The sequence below is a fragment of the Caulobacter sp. AVps16 genome, assembly GCF_058681455.1.
In genome coordinates this window covers 885,015-907,847 of the sequence record NZ_CM178739.1, presented here as the reverse complement: position 1 = coordinate 907,847, position 22,833 = coordinate 885,015, and the positions used below count along the sequence as shown (strand labels likewise).

Below are 22,833 nucleotides of genomic sequence, written 5' to 3'. Positions count from 1 at the left end.
CTACTCCACCGCGTCCAGATATTCGATCTCGGGACGACCGGCCATGAAGGGCCCCATCGCCACGCCACCGGCCTTGAAATAGTCGGTACCGCCATGCGCCTTCAGGTCGTCCATGGACGCATAGAGCTCCAGCACCTTGTAGACGCCGGCTTCGGTCTTGGACTTCGTCAGCTGGTACAGCAGGCACCCGGGCTCATTGGCCTTGACCTTGGCCGCCAGATCCAAAAACACGGCTTCGAATTCAGAGGTCTTTTCGACCTGGACCTTCAAGGTCGCCACTACACCGATCATGCTCGCCTCCCAACGCTTGTTTGAAAGCAGCATCTGCCACACCGACCCGCGCCGCAAGGGCGACGTTGGGGAAGGCCGGGATCAATTGTGTGGGTTAAGACCGCTCGTTCCAGCCATAGGCAACCCAGGAATGGCCGCCGACATTGCGCGCTTCGAGAAGGGACGGATCATCCGGGGTCTTGGCCCGTACCGTGCGGCGGGCCCGCAGGGCCAGGGCCACAAGGCCAAACAGGGCGCTGCCCATGAAACCGATGACAACCACGGTGGCCGCAAAGACGACCGCGAGGACAGACCCGATCACGACGGCCGCCGACGTCGCCAGGGCACCCGCCAGCCAGGCCAGGCTGCGCAGGGCTGAGCCACCGGTCATGGTTGTCGAACCAGTCATTGATTGTCCCTTCCGGGCCAGGGGCCGAAAACAGCATGTACAGCCATTAAGGTTGGTGCACGGACGCCGAACGTCAACTCAATACCCGCGTGATCCGTCCGAAAAGACAATTTCTGGCGTGACATTGCATCTTGACCCACAGTTTGGGGACCACACCCTCACCCGGCCGCGGCCAGACCCAGTTCCCGGCGTTCACGCATCACGGTGCTGAAGGCTTCGTTGATCGCGGCCGACTTGGCTTCGGCCACTTCGATGAACTCACTGGGCAATCCCCGAGCCCGGGCGCGATCAGGATGGGCCAACGACAGAGCCGATTTCCAGGCCAGACGGACCGTGGCGTCGTCGGCATCGTGGGCGACATCCAGGATCATGTAGGGATCATCGGCCTTCGCCCCCAGATGCACGGCCCGCAACCTGCGGAAGCTCAGGGGCGAAAGCCCGAAAAGACCCGCAACCCGTTCCAGATAGTCCAGCTCTTCCTGGGTGACCACACCGTCGGCCTTGGCGATATAGAACAGGCCGTCCACCACATCCTCAAGGATCTGGGGACAGGTGCGATAACGCTTGGCGAGTCGCTTGGCATAGCTCTCGAAGCCATGAGTGGTCTGACGGGCCAGATCGTACAGCCGGTGGATGTTGCCCTCGGAGGCGGGATCAGGCTGGAACACTTCGCTGAAGGCAGCGAACTCGTGCCCGTCGGCGCGACCGTCTGCCTTGGCCAGCTTGGCCCCCAGGGCCGTTACGGCTGTCGAGAAGGCCGGATCCTCACCCGGCAGCCCGGCCGGACAATCCGGGCACTCCGCCAGATCCAGCCGGCGCGCCGCAAGGGTAGCAATACTGCGCCAGAAGGTCATGGAAACGTTGAGAGCCTAACAGGATGGCGGTTTGAAGACCGGTTAGATACGCAAGGAACAGCGAGACAGATCTCGCCCCCAGGGGCTGTACTACCATATTCTGCCGCCGCCCCTACCCTGCGGAAGCCTGAATGAACCCGAATTCATCCTGCAGCCTTTCGCCGCAGCGACCGTTATCGACCAGCTTCAGCTCTGGCTGAATGTCAGGATCGCCATGCTGTGGTCCCATTCCGCCCCGAAATGCTCTAGTCAAAGCACGACAGACCTCAAAAGGACTTCCGCCCGAATGGCGACCGCCCTCCTTCTCGCCCTGGCCATGATGGGTCAGGCACCCGTCGCTTCCGCCTCCACGGCGCCGGCCGACGACTATGGCTATGTCGCCTGGTGCTATGGTGCACTCGGCGGCTATGTGGATCTTTATGATCAAGTGATGCCCGAGGTCACCCGCATCGAAAAAGCCTTTCCCGGTCCTGGCGGGATTGAGGCGGCCCTCAAGACCTATCCCGAGATGCGCACCCAGGCGCGTGCCGACATGAAGCTCTTCACCGCCGCGATTACGGCTGCAGAAAAGGCCAGCCCTCGGCCGATCTCGGAATATGGCGGGGCGGCCGTCAAGAAGGGCCGGTCGGTCTGGAGTGGCGCGGACTCGACCAGCAAGGCGCGACTGGCCCAGGTCTGGATGAGCTGGTCGCCACCCGGCGACTGTGAAACCCGCGCAAAGTCCCTCGAGAAGCGTTCGACCATCCTCGGCAAGGCCCTGATCTACAACGCTGCAAAGCCGGTTGAACCGGCCTCTTCGGCAGTCCAGCCTCCGGAACCGGCTCCCGTAGCGGCCGAGGCAGAAGCCACGCCCTTGCCCCCCGCAGAGGTGACCCCGGCACCCGTCAAGCCGGCACCGACCAAGGCCGTCACCGCAAAGACGACGGCCAAGCCACCGGTCAGCCGCCCCCGTACTGAGTTCGTGATCGACGCAAGCGACCCCAAGCCCTGCCCGGGCCGTCTGGACCCAGCGCGGCGCGACGGCAAGGACGTGCTGGTCTGCAAACCCGACTAGGGCTTGACCGGCAAAGCGCCGCTCGCAGCCAGGGCCTTGAACCACGCATAGGAGGCCTTGGGCGTTCGAACTCCGGTGGCGCGGTCATGGGCGACCAGGCCGAACTTGGAGGTATAGCCGAGGCTCCACTCGAAATTGTCGAGCAGGGTCCAGCAGAAGTAGCCGCCTATCGGCGAACCGGCTTCGCGGGCCGCCAGCACAGCTTCAAGATGGCGGCGCAGATAATTGATCCGGAACGTGTCCTGGATCACCGCCGGGCCCTTGCTGAACGGATCCGAGCAGCCGTTCTCGGTGATCATCACCGGCGGATTGCCGTACTCTTGCCGCACCAGTTCAAGAACCTGGAACAGGCCGGACGGATCGATGTGGCGGCCAAAGGCATCCAGCTCAACGCCCTTGGGCGGTGCCGCCGGGGCGATCTTGCTGGGCGAAGACAGGTCAAGCCGGACATAGGCCGGGGCGTAGTAGTTGACGCCCAGGAAGTCGACCTTCTGACGGATGGCCGCCATGTCGCCGTCCTTGACGGTGCCGGCTTGCAGCATGTCCAGCAGGGGCTTGGGGTAGGTGCCCTTGAACAGCGGGTCGAGCCAGGCCCGGTTCCACAGGGCGTCCAGACCGTCCGAGGCCAATCGGTTCCAGAAGGCCAGCTCTCCCCCCGCCGGCCTGCAGGGTTGCAGGGCCATGGTGGTGCCAACCGACAGGTCGTTGTGGCTTGCGCGCAGGGCCTGGATGGCCAGGCCCTGGGCCAGATTCATGTGGTGGACCGTCGGGCCGAGCAGAGCGCTGTCTTTCAAGCCGGGCGCATGCTCGCCCAGCAGATGGCCAAAGACGGCGTGAACTGCCGCTTCATTGAGCGCGATATAGCGTTTCAGCCGGTCGCCCAGACGGTCGACCACGGCGTGGGCATAGTCAGCAAACCGCAGGGCCGTATCGCGGTTCTTCCAGCCACCCTGGTCCTGCAGGGCCTGGGGCAGGTCCCAGTGGAAAAGCGTGGCATAGGGCGTGACACCCTTGGCGAGCATGGCATCGACCATTCTGGAATAGTGATCGAGCCCGGCCGGATTGATCGCGCCACCGCCGGACGGCAGCACCCGCGACCAGGAAATCGAAAACCGGTAGGCCCCGAGGCCTGCACCGGCGATCAGGTCAATGTCGTCGGCATAGCGGCGATAACTGTCGGTGGCCACGGTGGCGTCGGAGCCATCCACCACGACGCCGGGCTTCTTTTCGAAAACGTCCCAGACACTGGGTCCGCGACCGTCGGCCGTCTGGCCGCCTTCCGTCTGAAAGGCAGCGGAGGCCACACCCCAGACGAAGTCCTTCGGGAACTGGCGTGACCGGGGATGAAGTTCGGTATCCGGACTGGCCTGACAGCCTGAAAGCCCCAGACCCGCTCCACCCAATGCCAGGGCCGCGAGGCCTCGCCGGCTGATGCCCTGATGATCCACGCTGGTTCCCTCCCGAGGTCGGAGGTCAAACGCCTCCGTTCCGGACGAGGATGCCGTGGAAGGAGCGCCGTTGGCCAGCCTTACCTTAGGACAGCTCAGCGACGCTGGCGGGAAGCGACCTTGCTGGGCCCTGCAGCAGCCAGCCGGGCTTCGCGTGCGGCGGCAATGGCCTCCGCCGGCATCGGGCGGCCCAGCAGGAAGCCCTGGAACTCGATGCAGCCCAGCTTCACCAGGGTGTCGAACTGCGCCTGGGTTTCCACCCCTTCAGCCGTGGTCTTCAGGCCCAGTGACTTGGCCAGGCTGATAATGGCACCGGCCACCGACCCGGCCTCGCTTTCAGCCGACAGATTTGAGACGAAGGAGCGGTCGATCTTGAGCTTGTCGATCGGATGGCGACGCAGATAGGCCAAGCTCGCATAGCCGGTGCCGAAATCATCCAGGGCCAGGCGGAAGCCCAGGCGCTTGATGCGCCGCAAGGCCTCGTGGACACCGTCACTGTCCTTCAGCAGGGCGGTCTCGGTGATTTCCAGCAGGAAGCCCGAAGCCTGGGCTCCGGTTTCGGCCAGGATCTCTTCGATCTCGTCGACAAAGCCTGGTGTCGAAAGCTGCAGGGCAGAGACGTTGACCGAAACCTCAAGCCCAGACCAGCGCAGGCTGTCGTAGCAGGCGCGACGGAAGACCGATCGCCCGATTGCGGCGATCAGACCTGTCGACTCGGCCAAGGGAATAAAGAGCGCGGGCGAGATGTCGCCCCGCTCGGCATCGCTCCACCGCGCCAGGGCCTCAACGCCGAGGATGACACCGCGTGCATCGGTCAGGGGCTGATAGGCGACGGTCAGACGATCCTGTTCAATGGCGGCGCGCAGATCGCGTTCCAGGCCTTTGCGAAGGCGCAGGGCAGCGTCCATTTCAGGCTCGAAGAAGCAGTAGCGGCCCCGGCCGGCCTCCTTGGCACGATAGAGCGCCACGTCTGCCTGGCGCAGCATCTCGGCCTGGCCCTGATCGGCATCGGACACCACCGCAACGCCCACAGAACAGGACAGTTCAGCCCGGCCGATGCCGAGATCCAGCTCCCCAGACAGGCCCTCCACCACACGCTGGGCCAGGGTGGCGCAACCCGTCGGCGTGGTATCGGGCTGGATGATCGCAAATTCGTCGCCGCCCAGACGGCAGATGGTGTCGGTCTCACGGCAGATGGCTTTCAGGCGGCGGGCGACCTCCCGGATCACCTGGTCGCCGGCATCATGGCCATAGCTGTCATTGACCTCCTTGAAGCGGTCGAGGTCGAGGCACAGCACGCCCAGATAGCCGGGCTTGCGTCGCAACAGGGCATGGGCATGGACCAGCCGGTCCGTGAACAGGGTGCGATTGGCCAATCCCGTCAGGGGATCATGCAGGGCCAGATGCTTGGCCTCGGCCTCGCTCAGCAAGAGCTTCTTGGCGGCGCGACGGGTGACGCGGAACAGCATCATGGCCCCAATCCCGGCGGCCAGGGCGGCCAGTCCGAGGATGGGAGTCGCCTGCTGCAAAAGCTCGGCACCCGGCCGGCGCGGATCCCAGCGAAGCACAATGCCACGGCCATCAGGGGCCAGGCCCAGCAGAGTCTGGGCGTTCTCGCCCTTGATCTCCGAGGCCGGAACAATCTCGATCCGGGTATTCTTCAGCAGAAAGCGCTCGGAAAAGGCCCGCACGACACTGTTGGCAACGGGCATACCCGAGACGACCAGCGGCGCCCGAGCCCCTCGGGTCTTGGCCTTCAGGTCCGGGCGGACCAGCGAGACGGTGATCATCACCGGCTCGTTGCCGATCAGCTCAACCCGGCTGACGTGGACGGCGCGCATCTTGGCGACCTTGGCCGGGTCGGTTTCAATGGCGCGGATCTGGTCGACCAGGGTCTTCGTCTGCGCAGCGTAGGCGTCGAACGCCCGGGGTGAGACGTCTGTGCCGTTGATGTGGCCGTAGATCGGCCGGTTGTCAGCATCGAGGACGAAGACGACGCTATAGCCGAGCGCCCCGCCGATCGAGCTGCCGATGTTCTGGTTGGCCCAGGCCAGATCGAAACGGTTGTCCAGCTTGTGGATCGCCTCGTCCCAGATGACATAGGGATTCAGGCTGGTCTGAACTTCCTTGGCACGCTGGCGCAGGCCGTTGCCGACCAGCCCCTGCTCATACTGGCGTTCACGCAGGTCCGCCTGGCGCGTGGCGGTGAACAACAGGCCGGCCGCAACCAGGCCCATGGCCACCGCCATGCCTACGATCAGGCCGAAGATCTTCAGCTCGATGTTGTTGCGGTTCATCAGAGAGTCCCGACTGACGGCCGCATCACGCCATGGGATCTGTTGACGAAGTCCTTACCAAGACGGCTTTCGCGAAGTTTTGTCGCAGGTCATCAACCTGCAGCACCATTGTGCACCGGTCGTCTGCCGTTCCAGCGCATGTCAAGATCGGCCTAAGCTGCCTCGCCCTTCGTCCTCGCCGCCGGCTCATAGTTGAGGATCGGGGCCAGCCATTTCTCGGCCTTGGCCAGGTCCCAGCCCTTGCGGGCCGCATAGTCCTCGACCTGGTCCAGATCCACCTTGCCGACGCCGAAATAGTGCGACTTCGGGTGGCTGAAATAGAGCCCTGACACGGCCGCCCCAGGGCTCATGGCGTAGCTTTCGGTCAGGACCATGCCGGTCGCCGCCTCGGCGTCGAGCAGCGCAAACAGCGTGCCCTTTTCGGTATGATCGGGCTGGGCCGGATAGCCGGGCGCCGGGCGGATGCCTTGGTACTTCTCGGCGATCATCACCTCGGCGTCAGCGGATTCATCCGGCGCATAGCCCCACAGCTCGACGCGGGCCTTGTAATGCAGCCACTCCGCGAAGGCTTCGGCCAGGCGATCCGCGAGCGCCGAGGCCATGATGGCGCTGTAGTCGTCACCGGCGTCCTTGAAGCGCTTGACGATTTCATCCTCGCCATGGCCGGCGGTGACGGCGAAGGCTCCGATATAGTCGTCCCCCTGGCCGATCGGCGCGACGAAGTCTGACAAGGCGGCATTGGTCTTGCCGGCTCCCTTGTCCATCTGCTGGCGCAGGGTATGCAGGCGCGACAGCTCGGCCGTACGGGTATCATCCGTATAGAGAACGATATCGTCGCCCTGGGCCTGGGCCGGCCAGAAGCCGATCACGCCCTTGGCCCCGAACCATTTCTCGGCGACCACCTTGTCGAGCATCTCGCGGGCCTCGCGATAGAGCTCGGTGGCCGCCTCGCCGACCACATCGTCCTCGAGGATCTGCGGGAAGCGGCCGATCAGCTCCCAGCTGGCGAAGAACGGCGACCAGTCGATGAACGGGACCAGTTCGGCCAGGCTCGGCTCGAAGGTGCGCGTGCCGATGAAGGCTGGCTTGGGCGGGACATAGCCGGCCCAGTCGATGGCGAACTTCTTCTGGCGGGCCTCGGCGAGGCTGGTGCGGGCCTTGGCCGTCTGGCCCCGGGCATATTGCTCGCGGATCCGGACATATTCGGCCCGCGTCTCGGCCTGCAGCCGGTCGCGCTCGGTCGGCGACAGCAGGCCCGAGACCACGCCCACGGCCCGACTAGCGTCCAGCACATAGGTGGTCGAGCCCTTGGCATAGGCCGGCTCGATCTTGACCGCCGTATGGGTACGGCTGGTGGTGGCCCCGCCGATCAGCAGCGGGATGTCAAAGCCCTGACGCTCCATCTCGGCCGCCACGAACACCATTTCGTCGAGCGACGGGGTGATCAGGCCTGACAGGCCGATCATGTCGACCTTGTGCTTGCGGGCCTCGTCGAGGATGCGGTCGGCCGGGACCATGACGCCCAGGTCGATGACCTCGTAATTGTTACACTGCAGGACCACGCCGACGATGTTCTTGCCGATGTCGTGAACGTCGCCCTTGACCGTGGCCATCAGGATGCGGCCGGCCTGCTCGCGTGGCTTGCCGGCCTTCTCGGCCTCCATGAACGGCTCAAGCCAGGCCACGGCCTGCTTCATGACGCGGGCCGACTTGACCACCTGGGGCAGGAACATCTTGCCCGAGCCGAACAGGTCGCCGACCACGTTCATGCCGTCCATCAGATGGCCTTCGATGACGTGCAGCGGCCGCTCGACCGACAGGCGTGCCTCTTCGGTGTCTTCGTTGATGAACTCGGTGATGCCGTTGACGAGGGCGTGGGTGATGCGCTCGTTCACGCTCCCCTTGCGCCATTCCAGATTGGCCGTCTGAACCTGGCTCTTGTCGCCCTTGTAGCGAGGGGCCAGATCGACGAGGCGCTCGGTGTTGGAGACATTGGTGCGCTGCGGACGGTTGAGGATCACGTCCTCAACGGCCTCGCGCAGTTCGGGATCCAGGGTGTCATAGACCGGCAGGTCACCGGCATTGACGATGCCCATGTCCATGCCCGCCGCGATGGCGTGGTACAGGAACACCGAGTGGATGGCCCGGCGGACCGGCTCATTGCCGCGGAAGCTGAACGAGACGTTCGAGACCCCGCCGCTGATCCTCGCCCACGGGCAGCGCGCCTTGATCTCGCGCGTGGCCTCGATGAAGTCGACAGCGTAGTTGTCGTGCTCCTCGATCCCGGTCGCCACGGCGAAAATATTGGGATCGAAGATGATGTCTTCCGGCGGGAAGCCCACCTGATCGACCAGGATGCGATAGGCGCGATCGCAGATCTCGATCTTGCGGGCGGCGGTATCGGCCTGGCCCACCTCGTCGAAAGCCATGACCACCACGGCCGCGCCATAGCGCAGGCAAAGCCTGGCCTGTTCGATGAACTTGGCCTCACCTTCCTTCATCGAGATCGAATTGACTATGGCCTTGCCCTGGACGCACTTCAGCCCGGCCTCGATCACCTCCCACTTGGAGCTGTCGATCATCAGGGGCACGCGGGCAATGTCGGGCTCGGCCGCCATCAGGTTCAGGAAGGTGACCATGGCCAGCCTGGAGTCGAGCAGGCCCTCGTCCATGTTGACGTCGATGACCTGGGCCCCGGCCTCGACCTGCTGGCGCGCCACCGACAGGGCCTCGCCGTAATTGCCCTCGACGATCAGCTTCTTGAACTTGGCCGAGCCGGTGACGTTGGTGCGCTCACCGATATTGACGAAGACGGGTCTCATGTTTGGCCATTCAACAGGGTTTGTAGTCCCGCAATCTGGGTCAGCCAGGCGTCGTGGTCCTCGCCCTCCTGCCAGGTCTCATCGAGTTCTGAGGCTGGAGCCACCACCCGCGCCAGGGCCCGACGGGCCAGATTGGCGGCACCTTCAGGGGGCCGGCCCAGCCTGGCCTTCAGGTCAGCATGGTTGTCCGGGAGCACCGAGCCCGCGCCGACACAGGACGCAACGACCGCAGCGGCGGCCACAGCCAGTTCGGCGTCAGCTTCCTCAAGATAGCCGCTGACCCCTGCCGCATGCTCCAGAAGGGTCATGACCACACGCCAGTCTGGCGCTTCGGTCAGGTCGTCGATGAAGTCGGCGGCCTCTTCATTGTCGAACGGTCCAGGGGCCCAGGCGGTCATGCGCGAGCAACCTTTCGGGCGACGGCCAGGGCGATCTGACCCCGCAGGAAGTCCTCAAACCCGATACCCTGGGCTTTCAGGGACTTGGGGTACAGGGACGAGGCGGTCATGCCCGGCAGGGTATTGGTCTCGAGATAGATGGGGCCGTTGGCCGTGACGATGAAGTCTGTCCGCGAATAGCCGCTGCAGCCAAGGGCCTCGTGCGCCTTCAGCGCCTGGTCCTGCAGCAGGGCATTGACCTCCGGAGCGAAGGTGGCCGGGCAGATCTCTTCGGTGTCCTTGGCGAGGTACTTGCTCGCATAGTCGAACTTGCCTTCGGAGGGGCGGATCTCGACCGGCGGCAAGGCGATGACCTGTCCATCCTGTTCAAGCACGCCACAGGTCGATTCCAGGCCCGAGACGAACGGCTCGACCAGATAGGCCTCGCGCGCAGCGGCCTCTGCAAGGGCAGTTAGATCGTCCTGCGTGTCGACAAAGATAAGGCCGTAACTCGAGCCGTCAGCAGCCGGCTTGCCGATCAGCCGGCCATATTGAGCCAAGGCTGCAGGGGCGTCTTCAAGGCTGATGGTCCCGGGCGCATTGACGCCGACCGCCGCCACGATGCCCTTGGCCACGACCTTGTCGAATGCCTTGCGGCTGGCTTCGGAGCCCGAACCGGTGAAGGCGACGCCGCGCGCTTCGCAAAGGGCCGCCAGTTCGCCGTTCTCGGCTGCGCCGCCATGCAATGAAAGCAGCAGCACCCGTTCCTCGCGTTCGGCCATGTCGAGCGCCAACTCGATCCCGCCGATCGCTGGGCCTTCCGTCGGCAGGTCGATCTCGAACGGACGCTGATGACCCAGCAGCACATCGCGGCTGGCCGCATGGACCTGACCGTTCGGGGCCCAGAACCACAGCTCGGCCTCGGGCAGTGTCCGGGCCAGGGCCTGGGCGCTGGCGACCGCGACAAGGCGCTCGCGGTTCTCGCCGCCAAACAGGATGGTGGTGCGCATCGTCGTCGAATCTCAGGCCAGTTCGAAGGGTTCGAGGCCCGCCAGCCGCATGGCCTTCGGACGTTCGGGGATCGCACGAGGGGTTACACCGGCGACCGCTTCGGCGACATGGCGAATATGGTCCGGCGTCGTGCCGCAACAGCCGCCGAGAATGTTGACCAGGCCGTCGGACGCCCATTGGTGCAGGGCATGGCCGGTCTGGTGCGGCTCCTCGTCATACTCACCCATGGCATTGGGCAGGCCGGCATTGGGATAGGCCGCCACCAGGGTATCGGCGATACGGGCCATCTCGGCGATGTGCGGCCGCATCAGGTCGGCCCCGAGGGCGCAGTTGAAGCCCACGGCGAACGGCTTGCAGTGCTTGACCGAGTTCCAGAAAGCCTCGGCCGTCTGACCCGACAGGGTGCGGCCGGAACGGTCGGTGATGGTGCCGCTGATCCAGATCGGCAGCTCTTCATGGCCCTCGTCGCGCAGATCCAGGATCGCCTTGATCGCAGCCTTGCAGTTCAGGGTGTCGGTGATGGTCTCGATCAGGAACAGATCGACCCCGCCCTCGTACAGAGCCGAGACCTGCTGGCGATAGGCGTCATAGACCTGGTCGAAGGTCACCTTGCGGGCCCCGGGATCGTTCACATCCGACGACATCGACAGCATAACGTTCAGCGGCCCGATCGAGCCGGCGATGAACTTGGGGCGGTCGGGGGTCCTGGCGTTCCAGCGGTCGGCCACCGAGCGGCCGATCTTCGCCCCCTCGAGATTGATGTCCCAGACATCCTGCTCGGACAGGCGATAGTCGGCCTGGGCGATCGTCGTGCCCGAGAAGGTGTTGGTCTCGGAGATGTCGGCCCCGGCCGAGAAATAGGCATCATGCAGTTCGGCCACGAGGTCCGGCCGCGTCAGGCAGAGGACATCATTATTGCCCTTCATCTGCCCGTTATAGTCGGCGAAGCGCTCGGCGCGGTAGTCGGCCTCGGACAGCTTCTTCTTCTGGAACATCACGCCCCAGGAGCCGTCGAGGATCAGCACCCGCGCCTTGGCCGCGGCCTTGAGGGCGGCGATCCGGCCCGCTCGCGTCGTGAGGTCGGTCATTTGGCCGCTCCCTGCTGGCGTGCCAGCTCCTTGTTGAAGGCCGCTTCCGAGGCGGCGACAAAGCGGCCCAGTTCCGTCGGATCGATGAAGGCGTTGTTGTCGCCGCGCAGCACCTTCTGGCGCTTGGCCGCCAGATCGGCCTGCTCGGGATGGACGGGCAGGAAGACGTCGGCCGGCAGGACCTTCAGCTTGGCGAAGGTCGCGCGATAGTCCGAAACGATCCGGGGATGGGTCTTGTTGCCGACCAGGGCGTTACCGGCCACGGAGACCGAATTGAACAGCACCACATTCAGCGGCCGACCGCGCTCGACCACCGGCAGTGTCCAGGCGACTCCGCCAATCGTGTGACCAGGCGTCAGGCGCGCCGTCAGGGTGGTTTCGCCCAGCTTGATCTTCTGACCCTCACTGACCGTCCGATCGACCTTGACGGCCGGGAACGGCGTCAAACCGTTCTCGTTGTCGCCAAAGTGACGCCCCTTCTCCAGGGCCGGCTTGTCGAGCGCACCGGCAAAGAGCTTGGCCCCGGTGTCAGCCTTCATCTGGGCGAGGCCGCCGGCATGGTCGTAGTGCGCATGGCTGTTGATCAGGATCTTCACGTCCGCCAGCTTGAAGCCCAGGGCGGTGATGTTGCGCTGGACCAGTTTGGCCCCTTCAGGCGACATGCCGGCGTCCAGCAGGATATGGCCTTCCGACGACGTGATCAGGTAGGAGGAGAGCCCCTCAGACCCCACATAGTAGATGTTCCCGACGACGCGGTAAGGCTTGGACGGGGTGGACCAGGCGGCCGGCGGCCAGTCGTCAGCCCGCGCGACATTGCCGCCCGCGAGCGTCAGGACGCCGCAAAGCAGGGCCATCAGAATCTTCATGCCGCAACCTCTGAACCGGCGGTTTCGCGCTCGCGCACACCCAGCACCCGGCAGATCGCATAGACCAGGTCAGCGCGATTGAGGGTGTAGAAATGGAAATCCTCGAACCCCTGTTCCTGCAGCTTGGCGCACATCTCGGCTGCCACGGAACAGGCGATCAGCCGGCGGGTGTCGGCGTCATTGTCCAGCCCTTCAAACAGATTGGCCAGCCAGGTGGGCACCGCCGTCTGGCAGGCTACGGACATCTTCTTCAGGCCATTGAAATTGGTCACCGGCATGATCCCCGGCAGGATCGGGATGGTGATCCCGGCAGCCCGGACCTGATCGACGAAGCGCAGGAAGGCGTCGATGTCGAAGAAGAACTGGCTGATGGCCAGGGTGGCACCGGCATCGACCTTGGCCTTCAAGACCTCGATATCGTGCTGGATCGACGGGCTCTCAGGATGCTTCTCGGGATAGACCCCGACCAGCACCTCGAAGGGTGCAATGCCGCGAACCGCCTGGGTCAACTCCGTGGCATTGGCGTAGCCGTCGGCACGCGGCACATAGACCCCGCCGATGCCGCCTTCGGTCGGCGGCGGATCGCCCCGCAGCGAGACGATATGGCGAACACCCGTCTGCCAGTATTCCCGGATCACCTCGTCGACCTCATCGCGGCTGGCCCCAACGCAGGTCAGGTGAGCGGCGGGCTTGAGGTGGGTTTCGTCGAGGATGCGCTTGACCGTGCGATGGGTCCGCTCCCGCGTGGAGCCTCCTGCTCCGTAGGTCACCGACACGAAGGCCGGGTCCAGCGGGGCCAGGCGGGTGATCGCCTGCCAGAGGCTCTCTTCCATCGCCGGGGTCTTGGGCGGAAAGAACTCGAACGACACGCGCGGACGGCCGCCGGCCTGGCTCTGGCCACGCTCGCCGGCCCGGGCAACCGGACCGATGACGCGGCGGGCGGGAGGAAGGGTCATGCAGCGCTCCTTTGCGCAGAAGCGGCGGTCGAACGACGGGCCGTCCAGATCTTGACGGTCAGGCCCTCCGCCGTGGCCGGCGGCAAGGCGATATTGCTTTCGAGGCTCAGGCCCGCAGCCTCCAGCCAGGGGATCATCTCGGCGTCCTCAAAGCCCAGGCGGCGATGCTGGTGCGCCTCGCGCAGGAATTCATGATCGTGGGGCGCAAAGTCGGCGATCAGCAGCAGGCCGCCATGGGCCACCAGTCGAGCGGCCTCCGCCACGGCGGCGGCCGGGTCGCCCAGATAGTGCAGCACTTGATGGACGGTGACGAGATCGGCACAACCACCCGGCAGGCCGGTAGCGAAGATGTCGCCGTGGCGCAGTTCGCATTGCGCCAAGCCGGCCTTGGCCACCTCGTCGCGCGCGATGTTCAGCATCTGCTGCGAAAGATCGAGGCCAAGGGCCGCCCCGGCCCGCTGGCCCAGCAGGGTCAGCATCCGGCCAGCGCCGGCCCCCAGGTCGACCAGTTCATCGAATGGCCCCTCCCCGGTCGCCCGCAGGATGGCCGCCTCGACCTCGGCCTCGTCGACATAGAGCGAGCGGATCTCGTTCCAGCGGGCCGCATTGCGCGCGAAATAGGCCTGGGCCCCGGTCGAACGCTCGGCGCGCACCTGGGCCAGCTTTTCGGCGTCGGCATGGACAGCCGGGTCGGCAGCATCGATCAGATCCAGGGCCTGGCCAATCAGGGCCCGGCCGGGTGACTTGCCGGCCAGGCGATAGAACACCCAGGCCCCATCGGGAAAGCGCTCAACCAGCCCGGCCTCGGCCAGCAGCTTGAGATGTCGAGAGACACGGGGCTGGCTCTGGTCCAGAATCTGGCATAGCTCGAGAACCGAAAGCTCTTCGCTGGCTAGCAGGGCGAGCAGACGCAGGCGGGTCGATTCCCCCGCCGCCCGCAACACCTCGACAACCTGCTCAGCCGATAGCTTCATGGGGACATAAAGATATCTTTATGTCCGATTTGGCAAGCTGATTTTATGCCTCAGGAGTGGCGCTGGCGGGCTCCCAGAGCTCGATCTTGACCCCGGCCGGGTCCAGAATCCAGGCAAAACGCCCCATCTCCTCGTCCTGCCGGCCGGTGGGCTCCACCCCCTCGGCCGCCGCCCTGGCCAGCAAGCCGTCCAGGTCATCGACGATAAAGTTGATCATGAAGCCCGCCTGCGACGGTTCGAAATACTGGGTGTCAGCCGCGAACGGCGACCAGTTGGTTGCGCCGACCTTCGGATGATCGAATACCACCCCGCCCCAGTCATGGACCTCGAAACCCAGCACGCGCGCGTACCATTCGCGTACGGCAACCGGGTCGGCCGCCTTGAAGAATATCCCGCCCAGACCCAGCACCTTGGCCATGATCAATCCCCCGTCGCCAGATCATCGGCCCAAGCCTGCGACCAAGTCATCAGCGGCGCAAGCGCCTCGATCAGGGCCGCTCCGCGCGGCGTCAGACGATAGCCGGCCTCGGCCGATACAATGTCGGCGGCCCGAAGTTCGGCCAGACGGGCATTCAATGTGCCCGGCGGCAGTTCCGCAGCCGCCTGCAGCGCGCGGAAGGTCAGGACCGCGCCCTCGCGCAGCTCCCAGACGATCCGCAGGGCCCCACGCCGGCCCACCAGATCGAGCGCGGCCATGACCGCACGCCCCGTGGTCGAGCCGCGCACAGGCTTGCCCGGCAAAGGTGCTTCAATTTTTGTAGCAATCGGAGGCTCAGCCATGATACAAAAATTGTAGCAAAAGGAGATTGCCATGTCCCCCCGAATTGCGCCGGCCACCTCGCCCTACCCCGCAACTGTCCAGAAGACGCTGGACCGCCTGAAGACGCCGGGCGAGCAGCCACTGTCACTGTTTCGAACCCTGGCCCGGGATGAGCGCCTGTTCTCGCGCTTCACCGGCGCGGGCCTGCTGGATCCGGGCCATCTGAGCCTGAGCGACCGCGAAATCGTCATTCACCGGATCTGCGCCCTCAATGGCGCGGCCTATGAATGGGGTGTGCACGCGGCGATTTTCGCGCGCGCCGCCGGTCTGGACGCGACGCGGCTGGCGGCTACCGCCGCGCCGGGGATCGCCGACTGCTGGTCGCCGCACGAGGCGCTGCTGATCAGCTTCTGCGACGCCGTCAACGCCCGGGCCGATATCGACGATGACCTCTGGGCGCGCCTCGCCGAAGTCTTCGACGAGGCGGCGCGGATCGAACTGATGATGCTGGCCGGCTTCTACCGGACGGTCAGCCTGCTGGTGAACGGCCTGCGCCTAGAACCCGAACCGTTCGCTGCACCGTTTCCCAAACCCTAGCTCCCAACCGGCGAAGCCAGGGGCTCACCGTTGAAATAGCAGCGCAGGTTTTCCAGCGTCAGCCCGACCATGGCCGGAATACTGTCGAGCGTCGCGCCGGCCAGATGCGGCGTCAGAACCGTATGGGGGACCCCGACCCAGCGGTCCGCCGGTGTCGGTTCCTGCTCGAAGACATCCAGCGCCGCCATGCCGAGCCGTCCATCCTTCAGGGCTGCGATAAGTGCGTCTTCGTCGACGAGCGATCCACGCGCCACATTGACCAGCAGGCCCTGAGGGCCAAGGGCTTCGATCACCGCCTGATTTATCATGTGTCGATTGGTGTCATCGGGCCGGGCACAAACCATCAGGACATCGCTGTCGCGCGCCAGGGCCAAGAGGCTTTCAGCGCGCGGCCGGTCGGTTTCCTTGGGACGCGGTGCCCACCAGGCGACCTTCATCTCGAAGGCCTCGACCCGGCGCGCCACCGCCTCACCAATATGGCCCAGGCCGACGATACCCACCTTGCGCCCGCGCAGGCCGTGACGGGGGGCCATCCGTTCGGCATGGGTCCATCGCCCGGCCCGCAGGCGGTTCTCGCCCTCGACGATGCCGCGCCAGGCCGCCAGCATCAGACCCACGGCATGATCGGCGACGTCGCCGGCATTGAGGCCGGTGGAGTGGGTCACGGAAATGCCGCGGCCCTTGCACCAGGGCACGTCGACGCCGTCATAGCCGACACTGACACAGGCGATCAGGCCCAGTTGTGGCATCTCAGAGAGCAGATCCTTGCCCAGGGCCATCTCGCCGGCATGGACGATGGCCCGCACGGACTGCCCTGGCCCCTGCAGAAAGACCAGCGGATCGGGAAACTCCCAGAACCGATGAACCGTATAGCTCCCCTCCAGCAAGGGCTGCAGCGGCAGGAGCATCTCATGAGAGATCAGGATGTGCGGCTTGTCGGCGGATTGCGGCATACGAGTTCTCCATCCCGGTCCGGTTCAGGCTGTACGGCACCCGTCACCCGCAGGATTCTTCATCTTGTGCGACAAGCTACCGCAGTTGCCGCGCTGCGCCAGCACCGACTACGCATAGTTAATCCCAGTACTGGCCGCCGGGTGTTTTGACTGTCCTGAATCCGAATTGTCACGGCGGGGCCAAAACGACGGAACCCACACAGTTACGCGTTGTTAGAGGCAAGGAAGCCGTCGCACTGCTTTAGGTGTGAATCGGCAGGAGCGCTCGTCATGGACCTGCTCATGCACCAAATGACCTCCAGCACGTTCGAACAGATCAGCCGGGTGGAAGCCCCCCAGGCTGGATCACGCCCCTCGGCCAAACAGGCCTATGATCCGTCAAAGCTCCTGATCTCCCTGCACGTTCCCAAGACCGCGGGCACCAGCTTTTGCACCACCCTCAAAACCTGGTTTGGTGAGGACGGCCTGCGCCTCCACTATCGCGACGCGGATGCGGACCCCGTGAGGCACACCGGCATAGGCGCGCGAGCCTGTGTCCACGGCCATTTCAACCGTGTGCGCGGCATCGGGGCCCTCGCCTACTACCCTGATGCCCAGCAGTTCATCACCTTCCTGCGGGACCCCTTTTCCCGGTTCGTCTCCCAATGGCGCTACCTGCATTTTCAGCGTCGGAGCGGAGTGCCCGTTCCCGCACTCGACGACAATCCCACCTTTGGCCAATGGTTCGACCGCAGGGCCAGGGCTGCCAATGAGGGCGAAGATCCGTTTTCATTCCTCGCCCAGTTGCCGTGGCAGGTCACCCCGGACAATGCCGACAGAGCCTTCGACCGTGGCTATATCGCTGTGGGGATTCTCGAGGCCTATGACGCCTCGGTGCGGGTCCTGGCCAAGGCTCTGGGCTTCCCGGCCCCGCAGGCGATCATCCATGTCAATCGGGCCGATGACGCCCATCGCAGCGGCGACCCAACGGAGACCTACAGCGAATGGCAGACGGCGCATCGCGACGCCTTTGCCCTCGAATATGCCGTCTACGAAGCCGGTCGACGCCATCTCCTGGCAGCCCTGCCGGCGGCCTCAAGAGCCTAGCCCAAGTTTGGTTGCAGCGAGGCGTGGAGCGCCGCCAGAACTGTGACAGCGATCTTCGCCGTCCCGCGCCTCAGATCCCCAGCCAGTCGCCAAGGCTGGCCTGGCTAACGCCGACGAGGATCATCTGGTCCCCGCCGCCAAGATCGATCACCACGCCCTCGGCGGTGTAGCTCAGGGTATAGGCCTGACCGGCATCCAGCAGCACCCGATCGCCTGCGGCGCTGGAGAAGTCGGTCACCCGGTCTACGGCCGCGCCGGCAAAGAAGTAGAACTTGTCGGCACCCGCGCCGCCCGAGACGGTGTCGTTGCCCCGGTCGCCGGCCATCCAGTCATTGCCGCTCCCGCCGTCGATGACGTCATCCCCCTGCCCGCCCCGCACCCAGTCGGAACCCTCACCGCCATAGCAGGTATCATTGCCGAGGTTGCCGTAGACGACGTCGTCGCCAGTTTCGCCATAGAGCAGATCCTGGTCCTTGCCGCCGACGACCCAGTCATTGCCCTCGCCGCCACGTGCCGTGTCGTCGCCGACATTGCCGTTGATCTGGTCGAAACCAGCGCCGCCGACGACGCTGTCGCGCCCGCCGCCGCCCCAGAGGATGTCGTCACCCGCCTCACCGAGCATAGTGTCGTTACCGTCTCCACCGTCGATGAAGTCAGCACCGTTTCCACCGGCAAGCGCATTCGCTTCAACGTCACCGAACAATCTATCGCCGAACGCGGATCCTTTCAGCGCCTCGATATTGACCAGCGTGGCGAGCCCAAGGCCGTTCGCATCTAGCATCGCCTTCAGAGACAGGTCGATCCAGACGCCCGAAGCAGCCATCTCATAGGACGCGGTGTCGAAACCCCCACCCCCGTCCAGAGCATCCCCGCCGCCTTCACTCAATAAGAGATCATTTCCGGCCCCGCCCAAAATCGTGTCCGCGCCGCTTCCACCCGACAAAGTGTCCTGCCCGTCACCACCATCCAGAGCGTCGTCCCCATCGCCGCCGTTCAGCGAGTTGGCCAACGCATCACCCTTCAAGTTATCGGCGAAGCGCGACCCCCTCGCCGCTTCGATCCCGACCAAGGTGTCGAAACCTTCGCTGCGCGTGTCTTGGGCACCCTGTATCGCCAGATCAATGGTTACGCCCGTCGCCGCCGCCTCATAAGACGCCGTGTCGAAGCCGGTGCCACCAATGAGCCGATCATCGCCCGCGCCTCCGGACAGGGTGTCGTTACCAGCGCTGCCGTCCAGAACGTTAGATCCAGCATCACCGAGCAAGAAGTCCGCGAAGGCCGAGCCAGAGAGATTTTCGATGTTGACCAGTTGATCGGCACCATCACCAAGAGTGTTCTGGCCACCAATGAGCGAAAGATTGACCGTCACCGCCGACGTCGCTGCGCCGTAGTCGGCCCAATCACTCGTCCCGCCCTGGCCATCGAGGGTGTCGTCGCCCAAACCGCCGACCAGGGTGTCGGAGCCCTCGCCGCCGGACAGTGTGTCGCCGCCCGCGCCACCGTCCAGCAGGTCATTGCCGGCACCGGCGACAACACTGTCACCGTATGACGACCCTCTAAAGCCTTCGAAGTTGAGTAGGCTGTCGAGACCGGCACCGCGCGTGTCCTGCACGCCGACCCTCGCAAGATCGATGGTGACGCCCGCAGTCGCGGACTCGTAAGACACAACGTCCAGACTTCCGGCCCCACCGTCCAGGACGTCGTCGCCCCCATCACCGCTGATGAGGTCGTCGAAAGCGCCGCCCTGCAATGTGTCGCCGCCGTCGCCCCCTCGAAGGGTGTCGGCACCCTCGCCTCCCTCCAGTCTGTCCGCGCCGCTCGTTCCAACAATCAGGTCGGCGAAACTGCCACCCCTGATGTTTTCGATGCTCACGAGCGTGTCGACGCCGTCGCCCAGGGCGGTCCTTGTTCCGTAGGCGGGCGTGCTGACGACGATCCCTGCCTTGGCGTTGCTGTAGTCGACCGTGTCGGTTCCACTGCCGCCGTGCAGATAGTCGTTGCCGGCTCCGCCCACGAGGGTGTCGTCGTCATAGCCGCCGCGCAACGTATCGGCACCCGCGCCGCCTTCGAGGAGGTCGCCGCCCAGATAGCCCTGGAGCACATCGTCTCCGGCACCGCCAACGAGACTGTCGGCATAGCCGGTGCCGCCATCGGCAACGGCCTTCTGAAGATCGATCACCTGGAGCGCCTGCCCCATGACGACCAGATAACGTCCGTCGGACGAAACCGACAAAGTGTCGCCGAAGGCGCCGCCAGGTGTGTTGTTCGCGATCCCGCTTGCCGACGAAAATGCCCGCTGCATGATCAATGTAGACGTGGAAAACTCGAAGATAGTGTTCGTAGTGTGGTCCAGGAAAAAGAACGACTTACCATCGGGAGCGAATGCCGCCCCGCCTGGATTCACCCACTGATCTCCGCCCACCTCGAAACTTTGTCGCCTTTTGAGGCTAATATTGTACAAATCAGTATTCAAAACCGCCATCGTTCCATCAAAAGATAGAGCGATCTTGCCGCCTACATCATCACCATAACCCCCGTACCAATAGGAAGCAGGCTGAATTGTCGATTTGTATGCAAACATGAATCCAGATAATGAACTCATTTCTGGATTTACTATAGCCGTAGAATAATCTTCGGACGATACGACTGTAGAACCCCAAAGATATGAAGTCTTGGACTGTTCGTACGAGCCGCTATTCAAGTCCAGAGAGGTGAGATAACTCTGCCCGTTGGTGGAATATCCCTGGGTAATTAGTGCCTTTCCATTGGACAGGAACGCCACATCATAGGCGGGCGCGGCCCCGGGCGACGGCGTGTTGAAATCCTGCACCACGCCGGTGATGAGGTCGACACGATGAACGGTAAGCGACCCGGTATAGACGCCGTTGACGTACTGGCCGGTAGCGTCCATCTCGGCCGCCAACAGGAACCGGCCGTCAGGCGACACGTCCATGCCGCCCAGCTTGACGCCGACGGCCCAGCTTCCAGTTACCGCGCCCGTCTCCAGATCGTAGCCGGTGACCATGCCATCCGCGCTGGAAACGTAGGCCGTCTTGGCATTCGGGCTGAGAACGACGTCTCTCAGGCTGCCCGTAACAAAATTTCGGACAGCGCCAGCTGGCTGTGTACTCAAGCGTTTAGTCCCCATCCCCGATGCCCAGACAGAGACTAAGCCAATCTCCGGTTGAACGGAAGCCGATTTCCCCCGATCCGCGAACCGCGCCGCAACACGCCGAGACTCTGGCTTCAAACGAAAGCGGGGCGACCCCAGAAGGCCGCCCCGCTTGTTGTCAGCCTTGGAAAGTCGCCTCTACCGCGCGAACTTCTGGAACTTGATGCGCTTCGGGATCAGGCTGTCCGCGCCCAGGCGGCGCTTCTTGTCTTCTTCGTACATCTCGAAGTTGCCCTCGAACCATTCGACGTGGCTGTCGCCCTCGAAGGCCAGGATGTGGGTGGCCAGGCGGTCGAGGAACCAGCGATCGTGGGAGATGACCACGGCGCAGCCGGCGAACTCTTCCAGGGCCTCTTCGAGGGCCTGCAGGGTTTCGATATCCAGGTCGTTGGTCGGTTCGTCGAGCAGCAGCAGGTTGCCGCCGGTCGCCAGGGTCTTGGCCAGGTGGACGCGGTTGCGCTCACCGCCCGACAGCAGGCCGACCTTCTTCTGCTGGTCAGCGCCCTTGAAATTGAAGCTGCCGACATAGGCGCGGCTGTTGATCTCGCGCTTGCCGACGATCATCACGTCGGTGCCGCCCGAGACTTCCTGCCAGATGGTCTTGTTGGGATCGAGCGCATCGCGCGACTGGTCGACATAGGACAGCTTGACCGTCTCGCCGACCTTGACCGTGCCGGCATCGGGTTGCTCGCGGCCGGTGATCAGCTTGAAAAGGGTCGACTTGCCGGCACCGTTCGGGCCGATGACGCCGACGATGCCGTTGGGCGGCAGCTTGAAGGACAGGTCCTTGAACAGGACCTTGTCGCCATATTCCTTTTCCAGACCAGTGACTTCCAGCACCACATTGCCCAGACGCGGACCGGGCGGGATCTGGATATGGGCATGGGTTTGGGCAGCCCGGGCGTTTTCCTGGGCGGCGACCATTTCCTCGTACGACGCCAGACGGGCCTTGGACTTGGACTGACGCGCCTTCGGCGAGCTGCGGACCCATTCCAGTTCGCGGGTCAGGGCGCGCTGGCGGGACTCGGACTCGGACTGCTCCTGCACGACCCGCTTCTGCTTCTGTTCCAGCCAGCCGGAATAGTTGCCCTCATAGGGGATGCCCTTGCCGCGATCGAGTTCCAGGGTCCACTTGGTGACCTGGTCCAGGAAGTAGCGATCGTGGGTGACGAGGATCACGCAGCCCGGGAAGTTTTCCAGGTGATGCTGCAGCCAGGCCACCGACTCGGCGTCCAGGTGGTTGGTCGGTTCGTCGAGCAGCATGATGTCGGGCTTGCTGAGCAGCAGGCGCGCCAGGGCGATCCGGCGCTTTTCACCACCCGAAAGGCTATCGATATTGGCGTCGTTGGGCGGGCAACGCAGGGCGTCGATGGCCATCTCGACCTTGGAGTCGATGTCCCACAGGTCGCGGGCGTCGATGACCTCCTGGAGTTTGGTCATCTCTTCCATCAGCTCGTCGGAATAGTCCTCGCCGAGCTTGTTTGCGCATTCGTTGTAGCGGTCGAAGATCAGCTTGTCCTCGCAGTCGGCGATGACATTGCCCCAGACGTCCTTGGTCGGATCCAGAACCGGCTCCTGGGGCAGATAGCCCCGGCGGATGCCGTCAGCGGCCTTGGCCTCGCCCGAGAACTGGTCATCCAGGCCGGCCATGATCTTCAGCAGGGTCGACTTGCCCGAGCCGTTGACGCCGACGACGCCGATCTTGGCGTCGGAATAGAAGGACAGCCAGATGTTCTCGAACACCTTCTTGCCGCCCGGGAACGCCTTGGTCAGGCCTTGCATCTGGAAAATGTACTGCTGGGCCATCGGGCGTTGATCTCGCTGTCATAGTTCGGGGGA

20 protein-coding genes and 1 pseudogene are annotated in these 22,833 nt (G+C 64.4%); 4 read left to right on the top strand and 17 right to left on the bottom strand.

Going from position 1 to position 22,833, the window contains the following annotated elements:
* From ACW17U_RS04305 to ACW17U_RS04295, 3 genes are all read right to left on the bottom strand, one after another.
* Nucleotides 1–291 (bottom strand): putative quinol monooxygenase, encoded by a 291-nt coding sequence (locus ACW17U_RS04305; RefSeq protein WP_062147755.1) that lies wholly within the window; start codon nt 289–291, stop codon nt 1–3.
* 94 nt (nt 292–385) lie between these two features.
* Entirely contained in the window at nt 386–679 is a 294-nt protein-coding gene (locus ACW17U_RS04300) for a hypothetical protein (protein ID WP_084745957.1), read from the bottom strand.
* Between the two features lie 158 nt (nt 680–837).
* Entirely contained in the window at nt 838–1,533 is a 696-nt protein-coding gene (locus ACW17U_RS04295; protein ID WP_492054983.1) for a TerB family tellurite resistance protein, read from the bottom strand.
* Between the two features lie 286 nt (nt 1,534–1,819).
* Here ACW17U_RS04295 and ACW17U_RS04290 point away from each other — a divergent pair, with 286 nt between their 5' ends.
* Nucleotides 1,820–2,587: a hypothetical protein gene (locus ACW17U_RS04290; RefSeq protein WP_492054982.1), complete on the top strand. Its 768-nt coding sequence runs from the start codon at nt 1,820–1,822 to the stop codon at nt 2,585–2,587.
* Here the strand turns inward: ACW17U_RS04290 and ACW17U_RS04285 are convergent.
* The 11 genes from ACW17U_RS04285 to ACW17U_RS04235 all read right to left on the bottom strand — a co-directional run bounded on the left by ACW17U_RS04285 (nt 2,584) and on the right by ACW17U_RS04235 (nt 15,167).
* Nucleotides 2,584–4,035 carry a GH1 family beta-glucosidase gene (locus ACW17U_RS04285; RefSeq protein WP_492054981.1) on the bottom strand — a complete coding sequence of 484 codons (1,452 nt, stop codon included), beginning with the start codon at nt 4,033–4,035 and terminating at the stop codon, nt 2,584–2,586. The two genes, ACW17U_RS04290 and ACW17U_RS04285, sit on opposite strands and share 4 nt — an antisense overlap.
* 95 nt (nt 4,036–4,130) lie before the next feature.
* Nucleotides 4,131–6,332, bottom strand: coding sequence for a bifunctional diguanylate cyclase/phosphodiesterase (locus ACW17U_RS04280; protein WP_492054980.1), 2,202 nt, complete (start codon nt 6,330–6,332; stop codon nt 4,131–4,133).
* Nucleotides 6,333–6,484: 152 nt separating this feature from the next.
* Nucleotides 6,485–9,154: a methionine synthase gene (metH, locus tag ACW17U_RS04275; RefSeq protein ID WP_492054979.1), complete on the bottom strand. Its 2,670-nt coding sequence runs from the start codon at nt 9,152–9,154 to the stop codon at nt 6,485–6,487.
* Nucleotides 9,151–9,552 (bottom strand): DUF4259 domain-containing protein, encoded by a 402-nt coding sequence (locus tag ACW17U_RS04270; protein WP_492054978.1) that lies wholly within the window; start codon nt 9,550–9,552, stop codon nt 9,151–9,153. Before ACW17U_RS04270 ends, metH begins: the two co-directional genes overlap by 4 nt.
* The gene (locus ACW17U_RS04265) at nt 9,549–10,541 is read right to left on the bottom strand and encodes a D-alanine--D-alanine ligase family protein (RefSeq protein WP_492054977.1); all 993 of its coding nucleotides are present in this window, start codon (nt 10,539–10,541) and stop codon (nt 9,549–9,551) included. Before ACW17U_RS04265 ends, ACW17U_RS04270 begins: the two co-directional genes overlap by 4 nt.
* Before the next feature lie 12 nt (nt 10,542–10,553).
* Entirely contained in the window at nt 10,554–11,630 is a 1,077-nt protein-coding gene (locus ACW17U_RS04260) for a homocysteine S-methyltransferase family protein (RefSeq protein ID WP_492054975.1), read from the bottom strand.
* Nucleotides 11,627–12,496, bottom strand: a complete 870-nt coding sequence (gene bla / locus ACW17U_RS04255; protein WP_492054974.1) for a subclass B3 metallo-beta-lactamase — start codon at nt 12,494–12,496, stop codon at nt 11,627–11,629. Before bla ends, ACW17U_RS04260 begins: the two co-directional genes overlap by 4 nt.
* On the bottom strand, nt 12,493–13,452 hold the full coding sequence (metF, locus tag ACW17U_RS04250) for a methylenetetrahydrofolate reductase [NAD(P)H] (protein ID WP_062147790.1): 960 nt from the start codon (nt 13,450–13,452) through the stop codon (nt 12,493–12,495). The genes bla and metF overlap by 4 nt, the downstream gene beginning before the upstream one ends.
* Nucleotides 13,449–14,426 carry a metalloregulator ArsR/SmtB family transcription factor gene (locus ACW17U_RS04245; protein ID WP_062147793.1) on the bottom strand — a complete coding sequence of 326 codons (978 nt, stop codon included), beginning with the start codon at nt 14,424–14,426 and terminating at the stop codon, nt 13,449–13,451. The genes metF and ACW17U_RS04245 overlap by 4 nt, the downstream gene beginning before the upstream one ends.
* Nucleotides 14,427–14,469: 43 nt before the next feature.
* Nucleotides 14,470–14,844 carry a VOC family protein gene (locus ACW17U_RS04240; protein WP_492054973.1) on the bottom strand — a complete coding sequence of 125 codons (375 nt, stop codon included), beginning with the start codon at nt 14,842–14,844 and terminating at the stop codon, nt 14,470–14,472.
* Nucleotides 14,845–14,846: 2 nt separating this feature from the next.
* Nucleotides 14,847–15,167, bottom strand: coding sequence for a winged helix-turn-helix transcriptional regulator (locus ACW17U_RS04235; RefSeq protein ID WP_236849466.1), 321 nt, complete (start codon nt 15,165–15,167; stop codon nt 14,847–14,849).
* Between the two features lie 70 nt (nt 15,168–15,237).
* On the opposite strand from ACW17U_RS04235, the pseudogene ACW17U_RS04230 reads away from it, so the two are divergent.
* Together ACW17U_RS04230 and ACW17U_RS04225 are read left to right on the top strand one after the other, a co-directional pair.
* Nucleotides 15,238–15,519, top strand: a pseudogene (locus tag ACW17U_RS04230) (carboxymuconolactone decarboxylase family protein); the annotation flags it as partial.
* A 9-nt stretch (nt 15,520–15,528) separates the two neighbouring features.
* Nucleotides 15,529–15,783 (top strand): carboxymuconolactone decarboxylase family protein, encoded by a 255-nt coding sequence (locus tag ACW17U_RS04225; protein WP_062151626.1) that lies wholly within the window; start codon nt 15,529–15,531, stop codon nt 15,781–15,783.
* Here ACW17U_RS04225 and ACW17U_RS04220 read toward each other — a convergent pair.
* On the bottom strand, nt 15,780–16,736 hold the full coding sequence (locus tag ACW17U_RS04220) for a 2-hydroxyacid dehydrogenase (protein ID WP_492054972.1): 957 nt from the start codon (nt 16,734–16,736) through the stop codon (nt 15,780–15,782). The genes ACW17U_RS04225 and ACW17U_RS04220 overlap by 4 nt on opposite strands.
* A 270-nt stretch (nt 16,737–17,006) precedes the next feature.
* Here ACW17U_RS04220 and ACW17U_RS04215 point away from each other — a divergent pair, with 270 nt between their 5' ends.
* Nucleotides 17,007–17,822 (top strand): sulfotransferase family 2 domain-containing protein, encoded by an 816-nt coding sequence (locus ACW17U_RS04215; RefSeq protein WP_492054971.1) that lies wholly within the window; start codon nt 17,007–17,009, stop codon nt 17,820–17,822.
* 70 nt (nt 17,823–17,892) lie between these two features.
* On the opposite strand, the gene ACW17U_RS04210 is transcribed toward ACW17U_RS04215, so the two are convergent.
* Nucleotides 17,893–20,847: a calcium-binding protein gene (locus ACW17U_RS04210; RefSeq protein ID WP_492054970.1), complete on the bottom strand. Its 2,955-nt coding sequence runs from the start codon at nt 20,845–20,847 to the stop codon at nt 17,893–17,895.
* A 285-nt stretch (nt 20,848–21,132) separates the two neighbouring features.
* Entirely contained in the window at nt 21,133–22,800 is a 1,668-nt protein-coding gene (gene ettA, locus ACW17U_RS04205) for an energy-dependent translational throttle protein EttA (RefSeq protein WP_062147807.1), read from the bottom strand.
* Between the last annotated feature and the right edge of the window lie 33 nt (nt 22,801–22,833).